The organism is Polaromonas sp. CG_9.7 (assembly GCF_015752205.1).
Classification (GTDB): Bacteria; Pseudomonadota; Gammaproteobacteria; order Burkholderiales; family Burkholderiaceae_C; genus Polaromonas.
The window spans coordinates 25610-47321 of sequence record NZ_JADOVG010000003.1 but is presented as its reverse complement, the minus strand read 5'-3'; the positions used below and the strand labels follow the sequence as shown (position 1 = coordinate 47321).

General features: G+C 61.2%; 21 protein-coding genes. 11 read left to right on the top strand and 10 right to left on the bottom strand.

The window, feature by feature from the left end; genetic code table 11:
• Positions 1–237: a hypothetical protein gene (locus IWX87_RS04090; RefSeq protein WP_196862253.1), complete on the top strand. Its 237-nt coding sequence runs from the start codon at positions 1–3 to the stop codon at positions 235–237.
• A 28-nt stretch (positions 238–265) separates the two neighbouring features.
• Here IWX87_RS04090 and argF read toward each other — a convergent pair whose 3' ends face one another.
• Together argF and IWX87_RS04080 are read right to left on the bottom strand one after the other, a co-directional pair.
• Positions 266–1195: an ornithine carbamoyltransferase gene (argF, locus tag IWX87_RS04085; RefSeq protein ID WP_196862447.1), complete on the bottom strand. Its 930-nt coding sequence runs from the start codon at positions 1193–1195 to the stop codon at positions 266–268.
• 8 nt (positions 1196–1203) lie between these two features.
• Entirely contained in the window at positions 1204–2418 is a 1215-nt protein-coding gene (locus IWX87_RS04080; RefSeq protein ID WP_196862252.1) for an aspartate aminotransferase family protein, read from the bottom strand.
• A 250-nt stretch (positions 2419–2668) separates the two neighbouring features.
• Between IWX87_RS04080 and IWX87_RS04075 the strand changes: the two genes are divergently transcribed.
• Positions 2669–2986 (top strand): DUF3579 domain-containing protein, encoded by a 318-nt coding sequence (locus tag IWX87_RS04075; RefSeq protein WP_196862251.1) that lies wholly within the window; start codon positions 2669–2671, stop codon positions 2984–2986.
• Between the two features lie 248 nt (positions 2987–3234).
• On the opposite strand, the gene rpsT is transcribed toward IWX87_RS04075, so the two are convergent.
• Complete coding sequence (rpsT, locus tag IWX87_RS04070; protein ID WP_029525484.1) at positions 3235–3555, bottom strand: 30S ribosomal protein S20; 321 nt, start codon at positions 3553–3555, stop codon at positions 3235–3237.
• Between the two features lie 403 nt (positions 3556–3958).
• Between rpsT and IWX87_RS20000 the strand changes: the two genes are divergently transcribed.
• From IWX87_RS20000 to IWX87_RS04055, 3 genes are all read left to right on the top strand, one after another.
• Positions 3959–4327, top strand: coding sequence for a hypothetical protein (locus tag IWX87_RS20000; protein WP_370583757.1), 369 nt, complete (start codon positions 3959–3961; stop codon positions 4325–4327).
• Between the two features lie 366 nt (positions 4328–4693).
• On the top strand, positions 4694–6022 hold the full coding sequence (locus tag IWX87_RS04060; RefSeq protein WP_231374578.1) for a sorbosone dehydrogenase family protein: 1329 nt from the start codon (positions 4694–4696) through the stop codon (positions 6020–6022).
• 128 nt (positions 6023–6150) lie between these two features.
• Positions 6151–6486: a c-type cytochrome gene (locus tag IWX87_RS04055; protein ID WP_231374577.1), complete on the top strand. Its 336-nt coding sequence runs from the start codon at positions 6151–6153 to the stop codon at positions 6484–6486.
• A 276-nt stretch (positions 6487–6762) separates the two neighbouring features.
• On the opposite strand, the gene IWX87_RS04050 is transcribed toward IWX87_RS04055, so the two are convergent.
• A complete protein-coding gene (locus IWX87_RS04050; RefSeq protein WP_196862250.1) occupies positions 6763–8859 on the bottom strand; it encodes a TonB-dependent receptor in 2097 nt (698 codons plus the stop codon).
• Positions 8860–9098: 239 nt separating this feature from the next.
• On the opposite strand from IWX87_RS04050, the gene murJ reads away from it, so the two are divergent.
• Positions 9099–10664, top strand: a complete 1566-nt coding sequence (gene murJ / locus IWX87_RS04045) for a murein biosynthesis integral membrane protein MurJ (RefSeq protein WP_196862249.1) — start codon at positions 9099–9101, stop codon at positions 10662–10664.
• Between the two features lie 93 nt (positions 10665–10757).
• Complete coding sequence (locus tag IWX87_RS04040) at positions 10758–11609, top strand: SirB1 family protein (RefSeq protein WP_196862248.1); 852 nt, start codon at positions 10758–10760, stop codon at positions 11607–11609.
• Between the two features lie 68 nt (positions 11610–11677).
• Here IWX87_RS04040 and IWX87_RS04035 read toward each other — a convergent pair whose 3' ends face one another.
• From IWX87_RS04035 to purM, 5 genes are all read right to left on the bottom strand, one after another.
• The gene (locus tag IWX87_RS04035) at positions 11678–12895 is read right to left on the bottom strand and encodes an MFS transporter (protein ID WP_196862247.1); all 1218 of its coding nucleotides are present in this window, start codon (positions 12893–12895) and stop codon (positions 11678–11680) included.
• A gap of 164 nt (positions 12896–13059) precedes the next feature.
• Positions 13060–13737, bottom strand: a complete 678-nt coding sequence (locus tag IWX87_RS04030; RefSeq protein ID WP_196862246.1) for a nitroreductase — start codon at positions 13735–13737, stop codon at positions 13060–13062.
• A gap of 157 nt (positions 13738–13894) precedes the next feature.
• Positions 13895–15052 carry a flavin monoamine oxidase family protein gene (locus IWX87_RS04025; RefSeq protein ID WP_370583769.1) on the bottom strand — a complete coding sequence of 386 codons (1158 nt, stop codon included), beginning with the start codon at positions 15050–15052 and terminating at the stop codon, positions 13895–13897.
• 2 nt (positions 15053–15054) lie between these two features.
• A complete protein-coding gene (locus tag IWX87_RS04020) occupies positions 15055–15723 on the bottom strand; it encodes a cupin domain-containing protein (protein ID WP_196862244.1) in 669 nt (222 codons plus the stop codon).
• A 268-nt stretch (positions 15724–15991) separates the two neighbouring features.
• A complete protein-coding gene (gene purM, locus IWX87_RS04015; protein WP_196862243.1) occupies positions 15992–17023 on the bottom strand; it encodes a phosphoribosylformylglycinamidine cyclo-ligase in 1032 nt (343 codons plus the stop codon).
• Positions 17024–17299: 276 nt separating this feature from the next.
• Here purM and hda point away from each other — a divergent pair, with 276 nt between their 5' ends.
• From hda to folK, 4 genes are all read left to right on the top strand, one after another.
• Positions 17300–17986: a DnaA regulatory inactivator Hda gene (gene hda / locus IWX87_RS04010; protein ID WP_196862444.1), complete on the top strand. Its 687-nt coding sequence runs from the start codon at positions 17300–17302 to the stop codon at positions 17984–17986.
• Positions 17983–18702: an HAD family phosphatase gene (locus tag IWX87_RS04005; RefSeq protein ID WP_196862242.1), complete on the top strand. Its 720-nt coding sequence runs from the start codon at positions 17983–17985 to the stop codon at positions 18700–18702. Before hda ends, IWX87_RS04005 begins: the two co-directional genes overlap by 4 nt.
• A gap of 111 nt (positions 18703–18813) precedes the next feature.
• Complete coding sequence (gene pcnB / locus IWX87_RS04000) at positions 18814–20457, top strand: polynucleotide adenylyltransferase PcnB (RefSeq protein ID WP_196862241.1); 1644 nt, start codon at positions 18814–18816, stop codon at positions 20455–20457.
• 16 nt (positions 20458–20473) lie between these two features.
• The gene (gene folK / locus IWX87_RS03995) at positions 20474–21022 is read left to right on the top strand and encodes a 2-amino-4-hydroxy-6-hydroxymethyldihydropteridine diphosphokinase (RefSeq protein WP_196862240.1); all 549 of its coding nucleotides are present in this window, start codon (positions 20474–20476) and stop codon (positions 21020–21022) included.
• Between the two features lie 12 nt (positions 21023–21034).
• Here the strand turns inward: folK and pdxH are convergent, their stop codons facing one another.
• The gene (gene pdxH / locus IWX87_RS03990; protein WP_196862239.1) at positions 21035–21682 is read right to left on the bottom strand and encodes a pyridoxamine 5'-phosphate oxidase; all 648 of its coding nucleotides are present in this window, start codon (positions 21680–21682) and stop codon (positions 21035–21037) included.
• Positions 21683–21712: the final 30 nt, after the last annotated feature.

Below are 21712 nucleotides of genomic sequence, written 5' to 3'. Positions count from 1 at the left end.
ATGCTGCAGCAATGGATTACCGGAATCATGGTGGCTTTTGCCGCTGCCTATGCGCTGTGGTACTGGATGCCCGCCGGCCTGCGCCGCCGGCTGGGGCGGCTGCAAAAAAAGCTGGGTGAAAAACCCGGTTGCGGTGCTTGCAGCAGTTGCGGCGGCTGCGCAACGGCTGGAAAGCGCCCTGCAGCGGTTAACGTTGAAGGGCAACGCCAGCCGCTGTGGATGAAGCCGGAGCGTTGACGTCGGGATTCTCGACGCTATTGCGTTGCTACAGGCGTCCGAGCAGCAGGAATTCCATCAGGGCTTTCTGCACATGCATGCGGTTCTCCGCCTCGTCCCAGACCACCGATTGCGGGCCGTCGATTACGTCGGCTTCGACCTCCTCGCCCCGGTGCGCCGGCAGGCAGTGCATGAACAGCGCATCGGGCTGTGCGGCGCGCATCATGTCGCTGTCCACGCACCAGTCGGCAAAGGCTGCCTTGCGGGCTTCGTTTTCTGCCTCGTAGCCCATGCTGGTCCAGACGTCGGTGGTCACCAGGTCGGCACAAAGGCAGGCCTGCATCGGGTCCTTGAAGACCTGGTAACTTTCGGTCGAGCGAATGCCGGCAATCGACTGGTCCACTTCATATCCGCCGGGCGTGCTCAGGTGGACCTTGAAGCCAAGGATTTCGCTGGCCTGCAGCCAGGTGTTGGCCATGTTGTTGCCGTCGCCGACCCAGGCCACCGTCTTGCCTTTGATCGAGCCCCGGTGCTCGATGTAGGTGAAGATGTCAGCCAGGATCTGGCAGGGGTGAAATTCGTTGGTCAGGCCGTTGATGACAGGCACCCGCGAATGCTCGGCAAAGCGCTCGATCTTGGTTTGCTCGAAGGTGCGGATCATCACCAGGTCGACCATGCGGCTAATGACCTTGGCGCTGTCCTCGATCGGTTCGGCGCGGCCCAGCTGGCTGCCTTCGGTGGTGAGGTTCACCACCGTGCCGCCCAGCTGGTACATGCCGGCCTCGAAACTCACGCGGGTGCGGGTCGAGGCTTTCTCGAAAATCATCACCAGCGTGCGGTCGATCAGCGGTTGGTGCTTTTCGTAGGCCTTGAATTTTTTCTTGATCAGCGCGGCACGCGCGAACACGTAGGCATAGTCATCAGCGCTCAGGTCGCTGAACTGGAGGTAATGCTTGAGAGGCGTAGGGGGGCTGGACATGCTCATGGTCATGCACCTTCCTGCAGCAGTTGCTTGATCAGCGGACACAAGATCGCCACGACTTCATCGGCCTCGGCCATGGTCATGATGAGCGAAGGCACCATGCGGATCACGGTGTCGGCGGTAACGCTGATCAGCAGGCCGTTTTCGGCAGCACGGCCAACCAGTACGCCGCAAGGCTTTGTCAGTTCGATGCCGAGCATCAGGCCAAGACCACGAATTTCCTTGAAGCCCGGCAGATCGCCGAGTTCGCGGGTGAACGCAGTTCGCAAATGGTCGCCCACCATCACCGCATTGGCCATCAGGCCTTCTTCTTCCATGATGCGAATGGTTTCCACGCCGGCACGCATGGCCAGCGGATTGCCGCCAAAAGTCGTGCCGTGGTTGCCAGGGCCAAAAATATGCGCTGCCTTGGCGCCCGCCACCACCGCGCCAATCGGCACGCCCGAACCCAGCCCCTTGGCCAGTGGCATGACGTCGGGCTTGATGCCGGCCCACTGGTGCGCAAACCATTTGCCGGTGCGGCCCATGCCACATTGCACTTCGTCAATCATCAGCAGCCAGTCGCGTTCGTCGCACAGGGCGCGCACCTGTTGCAAATACTCGTTGTTCATCGGGTGAACGCCGCCTTCGCCCTGAATGGCTTCAAAAAACACCGCCACCACATTCGGATTGCCTTCTGTAGCCGCTTTCAGTTCGTCGATGTTGTTGATCGGCACGCGAATGAATCCTTCGACCAGCGGGCCAAAACCGGCCTGAACCTTCGGGTTGCCGGTGGCGCTCAGCGTGGCGATGCTGCGGCCGTGGAAGGCTTTTTCGTACACCACGATCTCCGGGCGTTCAACGCCCTTGTCGTGACCGAACTTGCGTGCCAGCTTGAGTGCGGCTTCGTTCGCTTCCAGTCCGGTCGAGCAGAAAAACACGTTTTCAAGTCCTGACAGTTCCACCAGCTTGGCCGCCAGCGTTTCCTGCAGCGGCACATGGTAGTAGTTGGAGCTGTGGATGATCTTTCCGACCTGATCGCGCAATGCCGCCACCAGCTTGGGGTGGTTATGGCCCACGGTATTGACGGCAATGCCGCCCAGCGCATCGAGGTATGACTTGCCGTTCACATCCCAGACGCGGCAGCCCTGGCCGTGCGAGAGGGCAATCGGCAAGCGGCCGTAGGTGTTCATCACATGCGGGGAAGCGGCTTCGATGTGATCGGGAAGGGCAGCGGTCATGGGAAAACTCCGGGACAGTGGCAAGCAACAAGGTGGCCGCGATAAATTGAGCGGGTCTGAAGTTTATTTTAGGCGCAGACTTCACACGCTTTCGTGACCATGCCGCATCACTGTCATGCGCTCTGCGAGTGGCCCCAACAGGCGCTGGGGATTGCCGGATAAGGGCTGAGTCTTATATAAGATAGAATTGTTGTGCGGCGCAGCATGGGGTTTATCCTCACCCCTGGCACGTACAAAAACCTTCCATCCGATGGTCTCCAATTCCCCTAAAGAAGTCTTTATTCAGGGCATCACGCTTGATGGCAAAACCTTCCGCCCCAGTGACTGGGCAGACAGGCTGTGCGGCGTGATGAGCCAGTTTCGCCCGGGCGGTCCACGACCTGGCAGCCATCTGACGTATTCACCCTGGTGCGTGCCGACGGTCGTCAACGGCATCAAATGTGTGGTGGTGAATGCCGAACTGCGCGACGCCGAACCCATGGCCTGGGACTTTGCCATCAACTTTGCCAAGGACAACAGTCTGCAACTGGTCGAGGCCTGCCTGATTCCTGATGTGCCCGAACGCTGAGTTTCGATTGCAGCGTCATTTGCCTTAAACCGTCAGTCGTCAGTTGGTTCAACTTGTCTGGTTTGATGTCAAAAAGCCTATTTGCGCAAGCGTTTCTTGGTTAAGCAGCTACTAATTTTATAGCGATCAAAGAAGTTCACCCATAAAAAAACCGCCCGAAGGCGGTTTTTTACTTTTGCTGCAGCGCACCCGACAAAACGGCAGACTGGCTTTTATGAAAAATCAGTCCGGGCGATTTGCCTGAATGATCAGGCGGTTGCGGTTTCCGGGGCGGGCTTCAGGGCCAGGGCTTTCACTTTGGCGGACAGACGGCTCTTGTCGCGCGCGGCCTTGTTCTTGTGGAAGATGCCCTTGTCGGAAATCGTGTCCACAATGCTTTGGGCCTTGGCGAACAAGTCCTTGGCTTTGTCTTTGTCGCCGGCCAGAACAGCTTTTTCGACGTTCTTGACAGCAGTGCGGTATTTCGAGCGCAGCGAGGTGTTCGCGGCATTGAGTTTGACGTCCTGGCGGACGCGCTTGCGGCCGGAGGCGAGACGGGGGTTCTTTTTCTTGGGTTTGGCGGTTGCCATAATAAATTTCCTTTAATCCTGGGAGGAGTCTGTGGATGATGCAGCAAAGCCTCCGATTATACGACGAAGCTTTTCCAGGTCTGTACTAGAGCACCAACAACCACCCAGAGTGTCGGCACCTTCAAAATTCTCTCAGACACCTCTGGCACGCTGCAACGCCGTCACACAGCGCCCGGCGGTATTCATTGAGGGACACACAGCAAAACCCCGTCCTTTGTCGGGTGGCTGTAAGCGCTCAGTAGCATCTTTTCTTGTCATGAGACAAACAAGCCTTGAACTGAAACTGAACGTTAAAAGAACGCGCAAGCTCGAGTTCCTGGAGCAGATGCAGCATGTTCTCCCTGGGACGCGCTGATCGTGCCGTATTTCGCCAGGGGCCGAACCGGGCAAGCGTGGCGCGGAGATGCGTTCGAGCCAGAAGGTCAACCAGTGGCACTTCGGGAGGAAGACGCATATTTGCGTAGATGCCGACTACGGTCTAGGGCCCACCCTGCGCGGCACAGCCGATCATGTGGCCGACGTCACCGATGGCAACGCGCCGGCGCACGGAGAAGAAACTGGTGTTTATTTCGATGGAGGGTGTCAAGGTGCCGACAAGCGGCCCGATGCCACGCCTGATGCGCGCATGAGCATCGCCATGCGTCCAGGCAAGCGTCGAGAGTTTGATAAGGCGGGCAATCCTGTCGATGCGCTCATTGACAAAATCGGGAGGTGCAATGCTGGCATCCGGGCCAAGGTCAAGCCCCAGTTCAGGTTTGTGAAAATGCGCTAATCCGGGATTGAAGAAAAAACGCTGGAACTCAAAACACTCTCCGACCTGTGGATGGCCCGGCACCAGCTGACAGCCGCACAGGCATGAGTTCGTCCCAACACAAGCGAGCCGCAGTGAATAGGGGAAAAATTCTCCATTACCACTTCAAAATGGTCTCCAAAAAGCCTGAATTGAAAGCCAATTGCCTCGAATGAGCAATACCATGCCGCTAAAACGCCTGACTTTGTGTTGTTGGAACCTTACCTAGAGTAAACCCGGGGAGCGAAGGGGCCATGGTTAGGTTAAAACCAATTTTTGGTGACTGCACAAATGTTTTGGAGACTGGGTTCTTGTTCAAGCGGTAATTACTTTTATATTGGAGACAAAATGAATAAGTGGATTCGCAAAAATAAAAACCATACGCCGTCCGGGCGTTTTGGAAGACTTACCAGTTATATGCTCTTGGCAGGTACTGGCATTCTGGCTTCTTGTGCGGCAGGACCCCAACTGGGTCAAGGGCCGGTACAAGCGCCAAATTTATCCTCAACCACCGTGTTGTCGAAGTTGAGCAGTCCGTGGGATATGGCTTTCCTGCCTGACGGGACGATGTTTTTTACCGAGAAATGCAAAGGCTTGTCGGCCCGGATGCCATCGGGCTCCGTCAATCGTCTGCTCGGGATGAAAGATGCGCAGGGCTACGCCACCACGGCCAATGACCTGTTCTGCGAGGGCCAAGCGGGCATGGCCGGTGTCGCTGTCGACCCCGACTTTGCTTCAAATCGTTTCATTTACGTGTATTCCACTTCAAGCATGGCGTCGCCCGCTGACAACCGCGTCATGCGCTTTACGGTCAGTGCCGACGGGAGTCGACTGGCAGACCGCAAGGACATCGTGACCGGAATTCCTTACAAGGTAGCGGCAAGCGATCTTCCTTTCGGTGGGCCAGGTGCCCACAATGGCGGGCGCCTGCGGTTCGGCCCCAGCGACGGGTTTCTTTATGTAACCACGGGTGATACTCACAACGGCGAAGTGCCTCAGAGCCCGACGCGCATCGGTGGCAAGGTCTTGCGCATCGACCGTGAAGGCAAGGCTGCAGCGGGGAACAACCCGCCGCAGGGATTCGATCCGCGCATTTATACCTATGGGCACCGCAATCCCCAAGGCATTACATTCCGTCCGGGAACCAACCAACCCTTCACAGCCGAAAATGGCCCTTGGCATTCGGATGAGGTAACGGCGCTGGTGCCGGGTGGAAACGGCGGATGGGATCCGCGGCCAAACAAAAATGGTCGGGGAGATTGTCCTGCCAATTACTGCGGCTACAGCCCCAACCAGATGGGTGCCATGGACCCCAAAGAACGATCCTCATTCATGTCCATGACCGACCTTCGCGCCTATCCGAGTGCGATGAAACCCGCCTGGAACAACGAGGGCTTGTCCCAGGGCATGTCTTCAGGGACGTTCTTGAGTGGCAAGCAATGGAAGAACTGGGACGGAAAGATGGTTGTGTCCTTTATGGGCATCGGTATTCACGGCACGCCGGTCGGCAACCGCCTTGACATTCTGGACATCAGCACTGACGGCTTGTCGGCCAAAAGAAGTACCGTGTCCCTGCCTATGCCAGCGGGCCGTTTCCGCTCTGTGGTTCAGGGACCGGATGGAAACTTGTACGTCGCCACGGACGAGGGTGAAATTTACCGAATGACGCCCATTTGATGTGTTCCCGGCCGCACGGTTGAATGCCAGTGCGGCCGGGTACCAGGGTGCTTACCCATTAATTTCTGTCCCATGAGAACAGCTGCAGGGCCAGCAGGTCTCTCAGAGCTTTTTTATATGAAGTGAATATGAATATGAATATGAAATTGACAATTCGTAAAGGTGTAACCGTCGGATTGGCCTCTACTGCCCTGTTTTCCGCTGGATTGGCTTTCGCAAACGAAGAATTGTTTAAAAAATCCAACTGCATGGCTTGCCACGCCATTGATCAAAGACGGCTAGGGCCGTCGATGAAGGAAGTGGCTGCCAAATACAAGGGCGATGGCAGTGCCGCTGAGATGTTAGCCAAGAAAATCCGAGCTGGCGGAGGCGGTGTTTGGGGACAGATGGCCATGCCACCGCAGCTTCAAGTCACCGAGGCTGACGCTAAGACGCTGGCTGAGTACATCCTGACAATAAATTAACCCGACGGTCACCCTAGCGGAAGTGAACGTGACCACCTCTTTAGCGTTTTTGTATCCTGAGTTGACGGCGCAACCTGTGTCCCCAAAGCAGGCGCGCGTTATGTATGGACGAACTTGACTGTTGGCATCAAACCAGCATCGACGTTGATCTGGTTTGCTCCCTTTTGCGTCAGTGTTGCTGCGGAGATGTTTTAGACACTCAGCATGGCAGACGAATACTTTAATGTGATCATCGTTCTCACAGAATTCCAGCAACAGTATCAAAAATAAGCGGGTCTAAAACTTGCTGCGAACGCCGACAAACAGACGCCGGCCAGCCGCCGCTTCAAAATAACGCGCGTTGTTGTCATTGACGATCACCGATCCGGCATAGGTCTTGTCAAGCAGGTTATCGATGCGGCCGTACAGCAGCATCTTGGCGCCGTTGAAGCGGAATTCGCGGCTCAGGCTCGCATTGAAGACAGCGTAACCCGGCGCTGCGTCGGTGTTCAGGTCGTTGACATACGTTTTGCTTTCCAGGCGCGTTTCCAGTCCGGCCTTGACCGATTCGGTAATGCTGGCCTGCACATCGGCAAACAGGCTGTGCCGTGGGGCGCCGGGCAGGCGGTTGCCGACAGGCACCGGACCTTGCGCGCCGGTATAGGCCGACTCGAAGCGTGCATCGAGCAACGTGTAGGCCAGGCGCGTATCCAGGCCGCCGGTCCAGTGGGCAGACCACGATGCTTCCAGGCCACGCCGGGTGGTCTTGTCGGCGTTCTGAAAAATCGCCCGGCCGCCGCTCGACAGTGACGACACGATTTCGTCCTTGCTTCTGGCTTCAAACAGCGCCGCGTCAAAACTGTGCGGGCCGCTGCGCAGCTTGACGCCTATTTCGCCCTGCGTGCTTTTAGAGGCTTTCAGCGCAAAGTTCGGTCCGGGTGCGCCGCCCGGACGGTAGGCGCTTTCGGCCAGCGTCGGGGTTTCGAATCCAGTGCCCAGGTTGGCGTACACATTGAGGGTTTCGGCGGCATGCCAGACCAGGCCAATGACCGGGCTCGTGTTGCGGTATTCCACGCTGCCGCTGGTGCTGCTGGCCGCCGGGTTGAAGCGGTCATCGACGCTGAACTTCACCCGGCTGGCGCGCACGCCGGCAATCGCCTGCCAGTCGGGCGAAAAGGTCCAGTCAAGCTGGCCAAACACATCGTTGTTGCGCGCGGTGTCGTCTTCGTTGCGGCGCAGCGCCCCGTTGTTGCCGGCGAGGTTGTCAAAGCCCTTGCGGGTTTCGCGCAACTGGTCGGCTTCGACGCCCACCGTCCAGCGCACCGGCAACTGGTTGACCTGCATGGCATGCGTCCAGCTGGCGCCGACGCCGCCGTAGCTGCGGTCCAGGTTCACTACGCCATTGGTCTGGAAGGCCAGTTTCTGGTCCACCTTGCGCGTGCCGCCGTACAGGCGCGCATTGAGCGTGTCGCTGGCGGTCAGCTTGTGCTCGACCACCAGCCCGGCCTGGTCTTGCTCGATGGTCTTGCGCGTGTTGAAGGTGATGGCGCCCGGCACCACTTGGCGCGGGTTTTGCTGGAACTGCGAACGCGTCAGACCCAGCGGGTCTTCGGCCAGTGGCTGGCGGAACAGATTGACGATGCCGGTAAGGGTGGTGTCCGCCGACGGCTTGGCAACGACCTTGGCATTGAGCTGCTCGCGCCGTGCCGCACTGTGGTCGCGAAAACCGTCGGTGCTGTAGCGCGATGCATCCAGCAGTCCGCCCAGCGTGTCGCTGCCGCCCGCAATGCCGGCGGCGATGCGGCGCTGGCCGTCCGAGCCGGCACCGGCGGACAGGCTGTATTCGGGCTTGTCCGGCGTCACCGGCGGGTCTTTGGTGAACACCTGCAGCACGCCGCCCGCTGCGTTGCCATACAGCTGGGCCAGCGGCCCGCGCAGCAGTTCGATGCGCTTGGCCGAGGTCAGGCTGGCGGTGGCCGCCTGGCCCTGGCCATCGGGCATGGTCGCCGGAATGCCGTCGACCAGGATGCGCACGCCGCGCACGCCAAAGGTCGAGCGCGTGCCAAAACCGCGCACCGACACCTGCAAATCCTGCGCAAAGTTCTGCCGGTCCCGAATCTGCAGGCCGGGCACGCTGCCCATCAGTTCGGACAGGTTGACCAGCGGGGAGGCGGTGCGAAACGGATCGACCTGTACCGCGTCAATGGCGCCCGGCGCATCAAAGCGGCGCTGCTCGGCCCGGCTGGCGCTGACGACCACCTCCTGCAGTGCGGGGTTTGCGCTTTCCTGCGCTTGGCTCTTGACAGGCGCCAGGGCGATGGCAAGAAACGCAGCGCAGGCCAGACTGACGCCATGACGCGCAGGAGTGAAAGGGGCAAAGGCTGCGCGAGGCATGAATCGAGACGTCAATGTGCGCGATGGGCAGGAAAGGATCATGTATGTGGTCGCTGAATGTTGCGTGGTGTATGGGTGCAGGATGCATCGAAACACGAAGTGGACTCCGTTGCGGCATGGTTCGCCACAGGGGAAACACCCATTTGATAATACTTGCGCCGGGCCGGTGCCGGCATGGACTGCGCCCGACAAATTTGTTTTCGGACGTTGCTGGCGCAAGCAGCGCATAAACTCCTGCGGTGTCACTTTTCAAATCCGCCTCCACCGTCTCCCTGTTCACTTTGCTGTCCCGCGTCACCGGCCTGGTGCGTGAACTGCTGATTGCCTCCAGCTTTGGCGCCAGCGCCATGACCGATGCCTTCAATGTGGCCTTTCGCATTCCCAACCTGTTTCGCCGCCTGTTTGCCGAAGGCGCATTCAGCCAGGCTTTCGTGCCAGTGCTGGCGGCGAACAAGGCGCAGCATGGCGAAGCCGCCACCAAGCTGCTGATCGACCGCGTTGCCACGCTGCTGTTCTGGGTGCTGCTGCTGACCTGCGTGCTGGGCGTGGCGGCTGCGCCACTGCTGGTCTGGGCCATGGCCAGCGGCTTGCAGCAGGCGCCGCGCGGCTACGACGCCGCCGTGGTCATGACGCGCTGGATGTTTCCGTACATCGCCTTCATGTCGCTGGTGGCGCTGTCGTCCGGTGTGCTTAACACCTGGCGGCGTTTTGCCGTTCCAGCTGCCACGCCGGTGCTGCTCAACGTGTCCATGATTGGCGCGGCCTGGCTGGGCGCGCCGTGGTTCAAGTCGCTGGGCATCGAGCCGGTGTATGCGCTGGGCGTCGGCGTGATGCTGGGCGGCGTGCTACAGCTTGGCGTGCAGGTGCCGGCGTTGCTCAGGCTGGGGCTGCTGCCGAAAATCGGCTTCAGCCTGTCGGCGCTGCGAACGGCTTGGGCCGAGCCCGGCAGCAAGAACATTGCCAAGCTGATGTTGCCGGCCCTGCTGGGCGTCAGCGTTGCGCAAATCTCGTTGCTGATCAACACCCAGATCGCCTCGCACCTGACGCCCGGCAGTGTCAGCTGGCTGACCTACGCCGACCGGCTGATGGAGTTCCCGACCGCCATGCTGGGCGTGGCCATCGGCGTGGTGCTGACGCCGCAACTGGCGGCGGCCAGGGGTGAGGGTGACGACGTCAAATACTCGGCCATGCTCGACTGGGGGCTGCGCATCGTCGTGCTGCTGGCTGTGCCCTGCGCGGTGGCGCTGCTGACGTTCTCGGAACCGCTGGTGGCAACGCTGTATCACTACGGCGCGTTCACCGACCGTGACGTGCAGCAGACCACCACTGCGCTGATGGGCTACGGCGCCGGCCTGGTCGGGCTGGTGGCCATCAAGGTGCTGGCCCCGGGTTTTTATGCCAGCCAGAACATCAAGACGCCAGTGAAGATTGCCGTGGTCGTGCTGGTCATTACGCAACTGCTGAATTTGGCGCTGGTGCCGTATTTTCAGCATGCCGGGCTGGCGCTGGCCATTGGTATCGGCGCGCTGATCAATGCGCTGAGCCTGCTGGTCGGGCTGATCAAGCGCGGCAGCTTCACGCCGGCGCCGGGCTGGGTGCTGTTTGGCCTGCAGGTTTTTTCAGCCAGCGCACTGCTGGCGGTGTTTTTGCTCTGGGCTGCCGAGGGTGTGAACTGGATCGGCCTGAAGCACCAATACTTTCAGCGAATCGGGCTGCTTGCGCTTGTCCTGACTGCATCAGGCGCTATATATTTCATAGTCCTCCGGGTGTCGGGCCTGAACCTGCGAAAATTGCTTAAACGCTGACGCAGCCTATCGGTTGGTTTGCACTTGAAGCACCGCAAGCAGCGGTATATTTACCAATACACACCGGGGTTCGGTTTGTGAGAAAGTAGTGCCATGCCATTAAATTTCGCCGTTCCGTCGCCGCTTCAATACTTTTCCAGCCTGGTGCAAAGCGATGCGCATTTTCCCTTGCTGGAAACCGCCGTCAGCCTGGCGCAGGATGAATACCCCGACCTGGACGTCGAGCAGGTGCTGGGCGATGTGGACCAGTTGCTGGCCCGCCTCAAGCGCCGGCTGCCCCTTGATGCCCCCGAACTGCAGCGCCTGCGCGCGCTGAACCAGTTCTTTTTCCGCGACCTGGGCTTTGGCGGCAACATCAACGACTACTACGACCCCGACAACAGCTACCTGAACACCGTGCTGCGCACCCGGCGCGGCATCCCGATCACGCTGGCCGTGCTGTGGCTGGAACTGGCCGTTGGCCTGGGGCTGAACGCGCGTGGCGTGGCTTTTCCGGGGCATTTCATGGTCAAGGTCAACCTGCCCAAGGGCCAGGTGGTGATCGACCCGTTCAATGGCCAGTCGCTGAGCCGCGAGGAGCTGGCCGAGCGGCTGGAGCCTTTTCGCCAGCGCAGCCCTGTCAGCGAAGAGTTTGAAGTGCCGATGGGGCTGTACCTGCAGTCAGCGCCGCCGCGCGAGATCATTGCCCGCATGCTGCGCAACCTGCAGGACATCCACAAAACCCAGGAAGACTGGCCCCGCCTGATTGCCGTGCAGGACCGGCTCATCGTGCTGCAGCCCGACGCCTGGACCGAATACCGCGACCGGGGCCTGGCCTGGGCGGCGCAGGGCGACGTGGGTTCAGCGGTGGCCGACCTGGAAACCTACCTGGCGCATGCCGACGATGCGCTGGATACCGACGCGATTGCTGCGCGTGTGAGCCAGTTGCGCCGCGCTGGCAACTGATATTTAGACAAAAAAGGCCATTTCCGCAGGTGGCAAGGGCGCTGGTAGCTATCTTTAAAGGAGCACTGTCATGGCGTCATGCCGCGCCAGTGCCACAACAATCCCAGCGCCGCCAGGCTGAAAAAAGCGCCTGCCGCAAACGTGGCCGGCGCGCCCAGCTGGTCCCACAGCACGCCGGCCACGGTGCTGGCCAGCAGCATCGCCAGCCCGCTCATCAAATTGAAAAAACCAAAGGCCGTGCCGCGCAGGTCGGGTGGCGCCGTATCGGCCACCATGGTGGCGAGCAAGCCCTGGGTCATCGCCATGTGCAGACCCCACAGCAAAATGCCGGCTGCGATCCAGATGAGGCTGCTGCCTGACGCCAGCAGGGCGTCAGCAGCGATCAGCACCACCAGGCCCCATGCCAGCAGCGCGCGGTGGCTGACGGCGTCCGACAGCTTGCCAAAGGGATAGGCACCCAGGGCATAGACGATGTTCATGCCGATCAGCACCAGCGGCGTGTACGCCACCGGCAAGCCGCCCTGCAGCGCACGCAGCAGTAAAAACGCCTCGCTGAAACGCGCCAGCGTGAACACCGCGCCAATGGCGACCACGCGCCAGTACGGCGCGCTCAGCCGGCGCAAGTTGGCCTGGCTGATCGGGTTGACGCGCGCCGCCTCGTTGGGCAGGCGCACACGCTCCGGCTCTTGCACGCCGAACAGCAGCAGCGCCACCGCCATGAAGCCTGGCACCATCGCCACCCAGAAAATCGCCCGGAAGTCATTTGCCCAGAGCAGCATCAGGCCCATGGCGATCAGCGGGCCGACGAAGGCGCCCACGGTGTCGAGCGACTGGCGCAGGCCGAACGCCGCGCCGCGCATGCCGGGCGGTGCCAGGTCGGCCACCAGCGCATCGCGTGGCGCGCCGCGAATGCCCTTGCCGACGCGGTCAATCAAACGCGCAGCCAGCACCAGGCCGGTCGTGGATGCCAGCGCAAACAGCGGTTTGGACGCCGCGCCCAGTCCATAGCCCAGCACCGCCAGCGGCTTTCGCTTGCCCCAGTAGTCGCTGAGAACGCCAGAAAACACCTTGACGATGAGGGCCGTGGCTTCTGCCGCGCCTTCGATCATCCCGACAGCCCACATGCTGGTGCCCAGCACCGTGACCATGAAGACCGGCAGCAGGCTGTGGATCATCTCGGAAGAAATGTCCATCAAGAGGCTGACAAAGCCCAGCGCCCAGATGGCGGCGGGCAGACGCCGCGAACCGGGGGAGGTGGGGACTGGCTGGCGGGGGGAATCAGACATGGGATTTGCTTTGAAGCGCGCGATTCGAAGTATGCGGGTTTTAGGGTTGCAACGTTACGTCAAAAAATATGACTTGTCTGGTTCCAGAGCGATCGCTATTGTTCATCCGTCGGCGTTTTGGCAGGACCCGATAGTCGTGCTGTCGTGCTGCTTTACTCACTGACTCAATCTCCAAACCCCAGAAACGTCGCCGCTTCATCCACCGGCTTGCGCTGCGAGACCACGGCGTTGGCCGGAAAGCTCTCGTCGGGCCAGCCCATGGCGATGCAGGTCTGAATCACCTGGTCGTCGGGAATGCCGGCCTCAGCTCGCACCACGGGCGACTGCATGATGCCCTGGCTGTTGATCACGCAGCCCAGGCCACGCGCCCAGGCGGCATTGACGATGCAGTTGACCACGCCGCCGCAGTCGAAGGGCGCAATGTCGCTGCCCTGAATGGCGCGGTCGTATGTCACCACGATCGAGACAGGTGCGTCGAACTGGCGAAAGCCGCGCAGCACCCAGTCCTGCCGTTTTTCCTTGTTCTCGCGCTCAATGCCCATGGCGGCGAACAGTTGCTTGGCAACGCCAATCTGTCGTTCGCGGTGCGGGCCTGCGTAATTCGGCCCCAGGCGAAACTCGCGTGAATCGGGCACGCCTGCCAGATTGCGCTCCACGTTGCCTGCGCGAATGCGGTCCAGCACCTCGCCGGTGACCACGTAAAAATTCCAGGGCTGGGTGTTGAGCGAGGTGGGGGCGCGCATGGCCAGTTCCAGCACCTCGCGGATGAGCGCCTTGGGCACGGGCTTGTTCAGGTAGCCGCGAATACTGCGGCGCTGCCGGATGACGTCGTCAAATTTCATGGGGGTCTCTTGGCGTTGGGAGTATGCGGCCCGTGCGGCGCCGCTGGTTGGCTGCTGTCACATTCTGCAAGGACTGCACTGTCTCAAGGGTCAACTGCGTGACTCGCCCGGCCCTTGTCGTCTTCGCAAGGGCAGGGGCATCGCCTTCCTCGTTGCATCACGCAGCCAATGGACGCAATCCCTCCACGCCCAAGCCCGCTGCCTCAACGGCCCCAGCCACATACCCCGCAAACTGCGGCGACCATTCGCTGGCGATGCCGGTCAGGCGCCCTGCCCACGGGCCAGACGTGGCAGTAGCGGCGGGCGCTTGGGCGTGTTGGCCCGTGCCTTCCAAATCGGCAGCGGTGGCGGTGAACGGGTCCAGTGCCCAATCCTTGATGAATTCGGCCTTGGGCGTGGCCGCCTGGCTGCCGAACAGGCGTACGAGCTGGTCGCGGCAATGCGCCTTCAGTCCGGCCTCGGGCAAGCTTTGGCGGACGTGCGAAGGGACGCCAAAAAAGCCGAACAGGGCAGCGCTGCCGCCCGGCATGGACGCATCGTGAATCTCACCCAGTGGCCCGCGTGCGCTTCTGGCCTCGCCGGACAAGCCTTGTTCGCGCCAGAACGGGGTGTCATAAGTGGCGATGTACTTGGCATGGGGCGCCATCCAGGTGGCGGTTGCGCGCCATTGCCGGGCCAGCGCTGGCGGCAGGGCAGGCACGAATTCAATACTGCTTTCCAGCAGGCGCGGCGGCAGCGCCAGCAACACGTGTTCTGCACGCCAAGTGGTTGTTTGGCCTTGCGCGTCAGTCACGTCTTGGCTGTCCAGCTCCACATGCTGCGCCGTGCTGCGCAGGCGGCGCACCGCTTGCCCGGTGTGAATTCGCGTGGCGTCCAGGCGGCGGTGCAGCGCGTCGGTCAACGCGCCCATGCCGCCTGTCAGGCGCATCGAGGCAGGCGAATTGGCATAACCGCGCACCCGCGCAGGCGGCTCGTGGGGCGAACGCTCCATCACCGTGTCGCCGACCTCATGTTGCTCAAAGCTCGCCAGGTTCAATTCATCAACCAGGCGCCCCAGCTGGGGCTGGTAGCCGGGCCAAAACCAGGCTGGCCCCAGGTCAATACGGTCAATAAGGTCAATAAGGTCGATTCTGGCTGCACTTGTCGCTGTCCCGGTTGCCAGTGGTCCCGAAGCCGCAACGGACGCAATACGCCCGCCCAGGGTGTCTCGAGCTTCCAGCAGCACATAGTCCTTGATGCCTTGCTGCTCTAGCAAATAGGCGGCATACAGGCCGCTCAAGCCTGCACCGACGATGGCGATGCGCGTTGTCTGCAGGTTCATGCCGTCTCAGTCATGCGGACCAAGTGACCGGTCTTGAGGTAAACGGTAGCGCCCTGTGCGTTGGCCGCGATTTTTGAAGGGTCGCCCTCGGGCAGGCGTATCCAGCTTCTGGGCGCGCAGGTTTGGCCAGCCATTGCCACGCTGCCGTCCAGCACCAGCAGTTCAGCGCTGTTGGCGGATTCGGCGAACACGTTTTGGCCAGGCCCAAGGCGTTGCAGGCAGACCTGTTCGATGTCGCTTGAGAACAGCGGGCAGACCTCTCGCCCTTCCTGGTGCTTCCAAGCCGCGGGGTCGTTCGTGTCGACGCGCACGGTGTGGCTGTCGCTTGGCTGCATCTGCCACAGCTTGACAAAGATGGTGGCGCCGGGGACGCTGAAAGGCTGGTGGGACGATCCGGGTGGATTGCGCAAATACCAGCCTGCCGGATAGTGCCCATGCTCGTCCGAAAAGGTGCCAGACAGCACGAAGATTTCTTCGCCGCCGGGATGCAGGTGGCGCGCAAAGTGTGAATCGGGTGCGTAGCGCACGATGCTGGTGGCGCGGGCTTTTTCTTCGCCCACGCGGTCCAGCATCACGCGCTCGACACCGGCCATGGGCGAGGGCACCCATTGGTGCTGATCGGGTGTGACGATGGCGCGGCATGAAAAATCGGCGTGGATGCGCATGGGTGTTCTTTCAACAATGAATGGAAGCGCGTTCGGTTGGGTGTGTGACATGTGGCAGTCAGGTGCTAAAGCGGCTGCAAGCGCCCAAGCCGGGACACACTCAATACCCCATTGGGCGCGAAAAGAGTACTTTGCGCATGCGGTGGGGTTTATCCATGCTGCCTGTCGCAGGGTGACAGCGCGCAGGCGCATCTCCAACTACAGCGGACGCCTGAAAATGAAAAAAGCCGCTCGAAGCGGCTTTTTTGTGCGGGAAATGCGTTTGCGTTCAGACGACGATGACCGCCGCGCCGTCGCCGCGCTCGGCTATCACGCCAATTTCGTAGACCTGCTCGCCAGCCTCACGAAGCATGGCGGCACAAGCGGCGGCACTGGCCGCATCAATCACCACCACCATGCCGATGCCGTTGTTGAAGGTTCGGTTCATCTCGATGTCGTCGATGCCGGCGGTCTTTTGCAGCCAGGCGAACAGCTCGGTCTGCGGCCAGCTGCCTTTGGTCAGGTGCGCCGCCGTGCCTTCGGGCAGCACGCGCGGAATGTTCTCGAGCAAGCCGCCGCCGGTGATGTGCGCCAGCGCCTTGATCGGGTGCGCAGCCAGCGCGGCCAGCACGTTTTTGACGTACAGGCGGGTCGGCTGCATCAGCGCCTCTTTGAACGGCTTGCCGTCCAGCGTGGCGGGCAGGTCGCTGCCAGCGCGCTCGATGCATTTGCGCACCAGGCTGAAACCATTGGAATGCACGCCGCTGCTGGCCAGGCCCAGCACCACGTCGCCGGGCGTCACGTCCTTGCCGGTCAGGATTTTGGATTTTTCGACCGCGCCGACGGCAAAACCAGCCAGGTCGTATTCGCCAGCCGGGTACATGCCGGGCATCTCGGCGGTTTCGCCGCCAATCAGGGCGCAACCCGAGAGTTCGCAGCCTTTGGCAATGCCGCCGATCACGGCTGCAGCGGTGTCGATGTCAAGCTTGCCGCAGGCGAAATAGTCGAGGAAAAAAAGCGGCTCGGCGCCTTGCACCAGCACGTCGTTGACGCTCATGGCGACCAGGTCGATGCCAACGGTGTCGTGCATATTCCATTCAAACGCCAGCTTGAGCTTGGTGCCCACGCCGTCGGTGCCAGACACCAGCACCGGTTCCTTGTAGCGCTTGGGCACTTCAAACAGCGCACCAAAGCCGCCAATGCCGGCCATCACGCCTTCGCGCATGGTCTTTTTGGCCAGTGGCTTGATGCGTTCAACCAGGGCGTCGCCCGCGTCGATGTCAACGCCGGCGTCTTTGTAGGAAAGGGGGGTAGTGGTCATGGTGTCGGGAGGTAATGCGGTGGGAGCCGGGACAGCTCGAAGGGGCAGGGCGGTGGTCAGGAGGCCGCTGGCCAAGCCCGATAGAATCCAGCCTGAGATTCTAAAGGCTATACCTCCTAGCTTCTGCCGGTCCCTTGCGGACCAGCGCATTCCAAGGCTTCATGCAACCTACCCTGACATTCCAACGCGCCGAAACCTGGTGCACAACCTGCGCACCGGCGGCCAGGCGCTGTTCGCATGGCCTTTGAAACCGGGATGCGGCCTGCCAAACCCGCCATGAAACAACTCGCCCTGGACATCGGACTTGCTTCCGACCCCTCGTTTGCCAATTTTTTCATCGGACCGAATGAAGCGGCCGTCAGGCAACTGGCGTCGTGGGCGCAAAGCCTGCCGGATTCGCCGGTGCCGACTTACCTGTGGGGCGGTGAAGCCAGCGGCAAGACGCATCTGCTCAAGGCGGTCAGCGAAGCCTTGCGCGACCAGGGTGCTTCAAGCGGCTGGATGGACGCATCGATGCTGGAGCCCCCCGAGTTCAACGAAGCCTGGTCCGCCGTGATCATGGACGAATGCCATCTCTATAACGCCGCGCAGCAGCGCAGCGCCTTCAACTGGTTCGTCAATGCGCTGAGCACTGACGACGGCCAGCCGCGCTGGGTGGTGGCTGCCGGCAATGTGCCGCCTGCCGACCTGCCGCTGCGCGAAGACCTGCGGACCCGCCTGGGCTGGGGCCACGTGTTTGCGCTGCAGGCGCTGAGCGACGACGAACGGCGCGCCGTGATCAAGCAGGAAGCCGACGCACGCGGCTTTTTGCTCAATGACGAGGTGGTGGATTTCATGCTGACGCGCTTTTCACGTGATTTGGGCAGCCTGATGCAACTGCTCGACAAACTGGACAGCTACGCGCTGCAAACCAAGCGGGCCATCACCATCCCGCTGATCAAAACCATGCTGGAGACGGAATGACGGTTGATGTGAGTGTTGACAGGAAAGAAGCCGTGAACAACGCGCAAACTCTCCGGAAATTGGCATTGTTTGATCTGGACCATACCTTGATCCCGATGGACTCTGACTACGAATGGGGCGAGTTCACGATTGCGCTGGGCTGGTGCGACGCGACCGAATTCAAGCGCCGCAATGCCGAGTTTTTCGAGCAATACCGGGCTGGAACGCTCAATATCCAGGACTATGTGCGTTTTGCCACGCAGGCTATTCGCGAACAGGGTACTATTAATTCAATAGCTGCTCACGCCCGTTTTATGAGCGATATCGTGCATAAAGCTATCAAGCCGCAGGCGCTGGAACTGGTCGAACGGCACCGCGCTGCCGGCGACGAAGTGCTTATCGTGACGGCCACCAACGAGTTCGTGACGCGGCCAATTGCCGATGCTTTTGGCGTGTCCGAACTGATCGCCGTTCAACTGGAACGTGACGCCCAAGGCAACCTGACCGGCGAGATCCAGGGCACGCCATCGGCCCGCGAAGGAAAAGTGACCCGCATGGAACAATGGCTGGCTGCCCGCCAATTGGGCTGGGGCGACGTGCACACGACGTTTTATACCGATTCAATGAATGACCTGGCGCTGCTGGAAAAGGTCAACCATCCGGTCGCCACCAACCCGGATGCTCGCCTGCGGGCGCTGGCCCTTGACCGCGGATGGCGCATACTTGACCTGTTTTAAGCGCCGCGAATGGCGCTTGCCGCCGGGCAGCGGCGGCCGCCTCCGGCCTGAAAAAGGCAGGGACAACGCTTGCTGCCAAGGGGCGGCATCTCCCTCAAAAATTTAAATTTCATGATCAAAAAATTCATCGACAAACTGTTCGGCAAATCCGACAGCGCCGAATCCCTCTCCAAACGGGTTCCAAAGTCCCCCTTCGGCAAGCGCCACGACATCGAGTTCAAGGACCACGGCATCAATGTCAAGCTGGTGGACGAACGCGCCATGGACGTGGTGCATGTGCTCAAGCAAGCCGGTTTCCAGGCCTATATCGTCGGCGGCGCGGTGCGCGACCTGCTGGTGGGCTTGAAGCCGAAAGACTTCGATGTGGCCACCGATGCCACGCCGGAACAGGTCAAGTCGCTGTTTCGCCGCGCCTTCATCATCGGCCGGCGCTTTCGCATCGTCCACGTCATTTATGGCCGGGGTCGCGAGCACGAGGTGATCGAGGTCTCGACCTTTCGTGCCCACATGGACAGTGCCCTGGCCGAGCAGGTCGGCGGCAACGAGCGCACCAGCAAGAGCGAACTCGCCGGCATGAAGCATGCCGTGCATGCGTCGGGCCGCGTGCTGCGCGACAACGTCTGGGGACCGATGGAAGAAGACGCTGCGCGGCGTGACTTCACCATCAACGCCATGTACTACGACCCGGAAACTGAAGTAGTCGTTGATTACCACAACGGCATTGGCGACTCGAAAAAGAGAATTGTCCGCATGATCGGCAACCCGGCGTTGCGCTACCGCGAAGACCCGGTGCGCATCATTCGCGCCGTGCGTTTTGGCGCCAAGCTCAATGCGCTCGGCTTCAGGTACGAGGAAAAAACGGTGGCGCCGCTGAAGGAAATGTGCGGCCTGCTGGCCGACGTTCCGCAGTCACGGTTGTTCGACGAAATGCTCAAACTGCTGCAGACCGGCCATTCGCTGGCCAGCATTGCGCAGCTCAAGGCGCTGGGCATGGGCACCGGCATTTATCCGCTGCTCGACGTGGTGGTTGAAATGTCCGACGATCCGTTCCTGAAACTGGCCTTGCAGGACACCGATCGCCGCGTTGGTGAAGGCAAGCCGGTCGCGCCCAGCTTTTTGCTGTCGTGCGTGCTCTGGAATGATGTGCGCAGCGGCTGGGACCGGCGCCTCAAGCGCAATGAACCCCCGATGCCGGCGCTGCAGGACGCGATTGACGAAGCGTTCAACAGCAAGATCGGCGATGTGTCGGGACGCGGCAAGCTGGGCATCGACATGCGCGAAATCTGGACCATGCAGCCACGTTTTGAAAAACGCGTCGGCAATGCGCCGTATTCGCTGCTGGATCAGCCGCGCTTTCGCGCCGGCTTTGACTTTTTGCGCCTGCGCGGCCAGGTCGGCGAAATCGATCCGGCGTTGGGCGAATGGTGGGAAAAGTTCAGCACCGCCTACGACGACGAGCGCCACGACATGATCGAGGCAATGCGCGAAACGCAGCAGAAAAAACCGCAGGCGCGCACCCGGGTCAAGCGTGCCGATGTCGAGGATGGTCGACCTTCCGACACGGCACCAGCGCTGTCGCCGGCCAGCAATCGGGTTGACGGTGACGGACTGGAGTTGGCCTTGCCAGAAGGCGATGCCGCCCCCGCCAAAAAACGCCGCCGCCGCCGCAAACCCGTCAGCCGTGCCGCCGAGGGCCAGGAGAGCGGCAGCGAGTCGCTACCGCCCGCCGGTGCTTCCCCGCTTGGCGGTGACTGAGCGCCAACGCTGCGACATGGCCACAGCCGCTACGGATGAAAAAAAAGCGGCCAGGGCAGGGCGCGAGCCGGTCACGGCCTTTATCGCGCTGGGTGCCAACCTTGGCGATGCACGTGCTGCACTGCGTCACGCGGTGCAAGCCCTTGACGGGCTGCCCCTGACGCAAGTTCGCCAGCAGTCCGGACTTTATAAAACCGCACCGCTAAACACCGATACCGGCCATGAAGCGCCAGCGCCCGGGGCGGATTACCTGAATGCCGTGGTGGAAATTGAAACCGGCCTGAATGCATGCGCCTTGCTTGACGGGTTGCAGCAGCTGGAACTGCAAGCCGGGCGCGAGAGGCCGTTTCGCAATGCGCCCCGCACCTTGGACCTGGATTTATTGCTGTATGGCAGCGCGCGCATCGACTCGGCCCGGCTGTCGGTGCCGCATCCGCGCATGCACCAGCGCGCTTTTGTACTGGCACCGCTGGCTGAGATTGCGCCTGATCAGGTCAGCGCTGGCGCGCTCGATTCGGTCAAGCACCAGGCCATCGAGCGGCTGGGCGGCTTGATGACGGCTTGACCGCCTGAGCCTTCAGGGCGCTAGACGTTCGCGCAGCCAGCTGGCATCGTCCTGCAGCGTATAGCGCAGGCGGTCATGCAGGCGGCTTTTGCGGCCTTGCCAGAACTGCCAGTTGTCCGGCTTGAGGCGGTAGCCGCCCCAGTGCGGCGGGCGCGGTGGGTTCAGCATGAACTTGGCACCGTACCTGGCGGCGTTGGCCACCAGCACGCCTCGGCCGGAGATCACTTCGCTTTGCGGGCTGGCCCAGGCGCCAATGCGCGAGTCCAGCGGCCGGCTGTTGAAGTAGGCGTCGCTTTCTTCGTCCGCAATTTTTTCCACCACGCCTTCGATGCGCACCACCCGTTCGAGCTCGACCCAGTGGAACTGCAGCGCTGCATACGGGTTGCCGGCCAGTTCCAGCCCCTTGCGGCTGGCGTAGTTGGTGTACCAGACAATGCCTTGCGCATCCAGGCCCTTGATCAGCACCACGCGGGTGGATGGGCGCAGGTTGCTGCCCACGGTGGCCAGGGTCATGGCATTGGGTTCGGGCACCTGGGCTGAAATGGCTTCGCCAAGCCACTGGTCGAACTGCTTGAGCGGATCGGCATGCGAGGCGTCTTCATTGAGTTCGGCGCGCTCATAGCTTTTGCGAAGGTCGGCGATGGAGGTGTGGTCAAGCATGGCCCGGAGTATAAAGTCCGGCGTCCGATT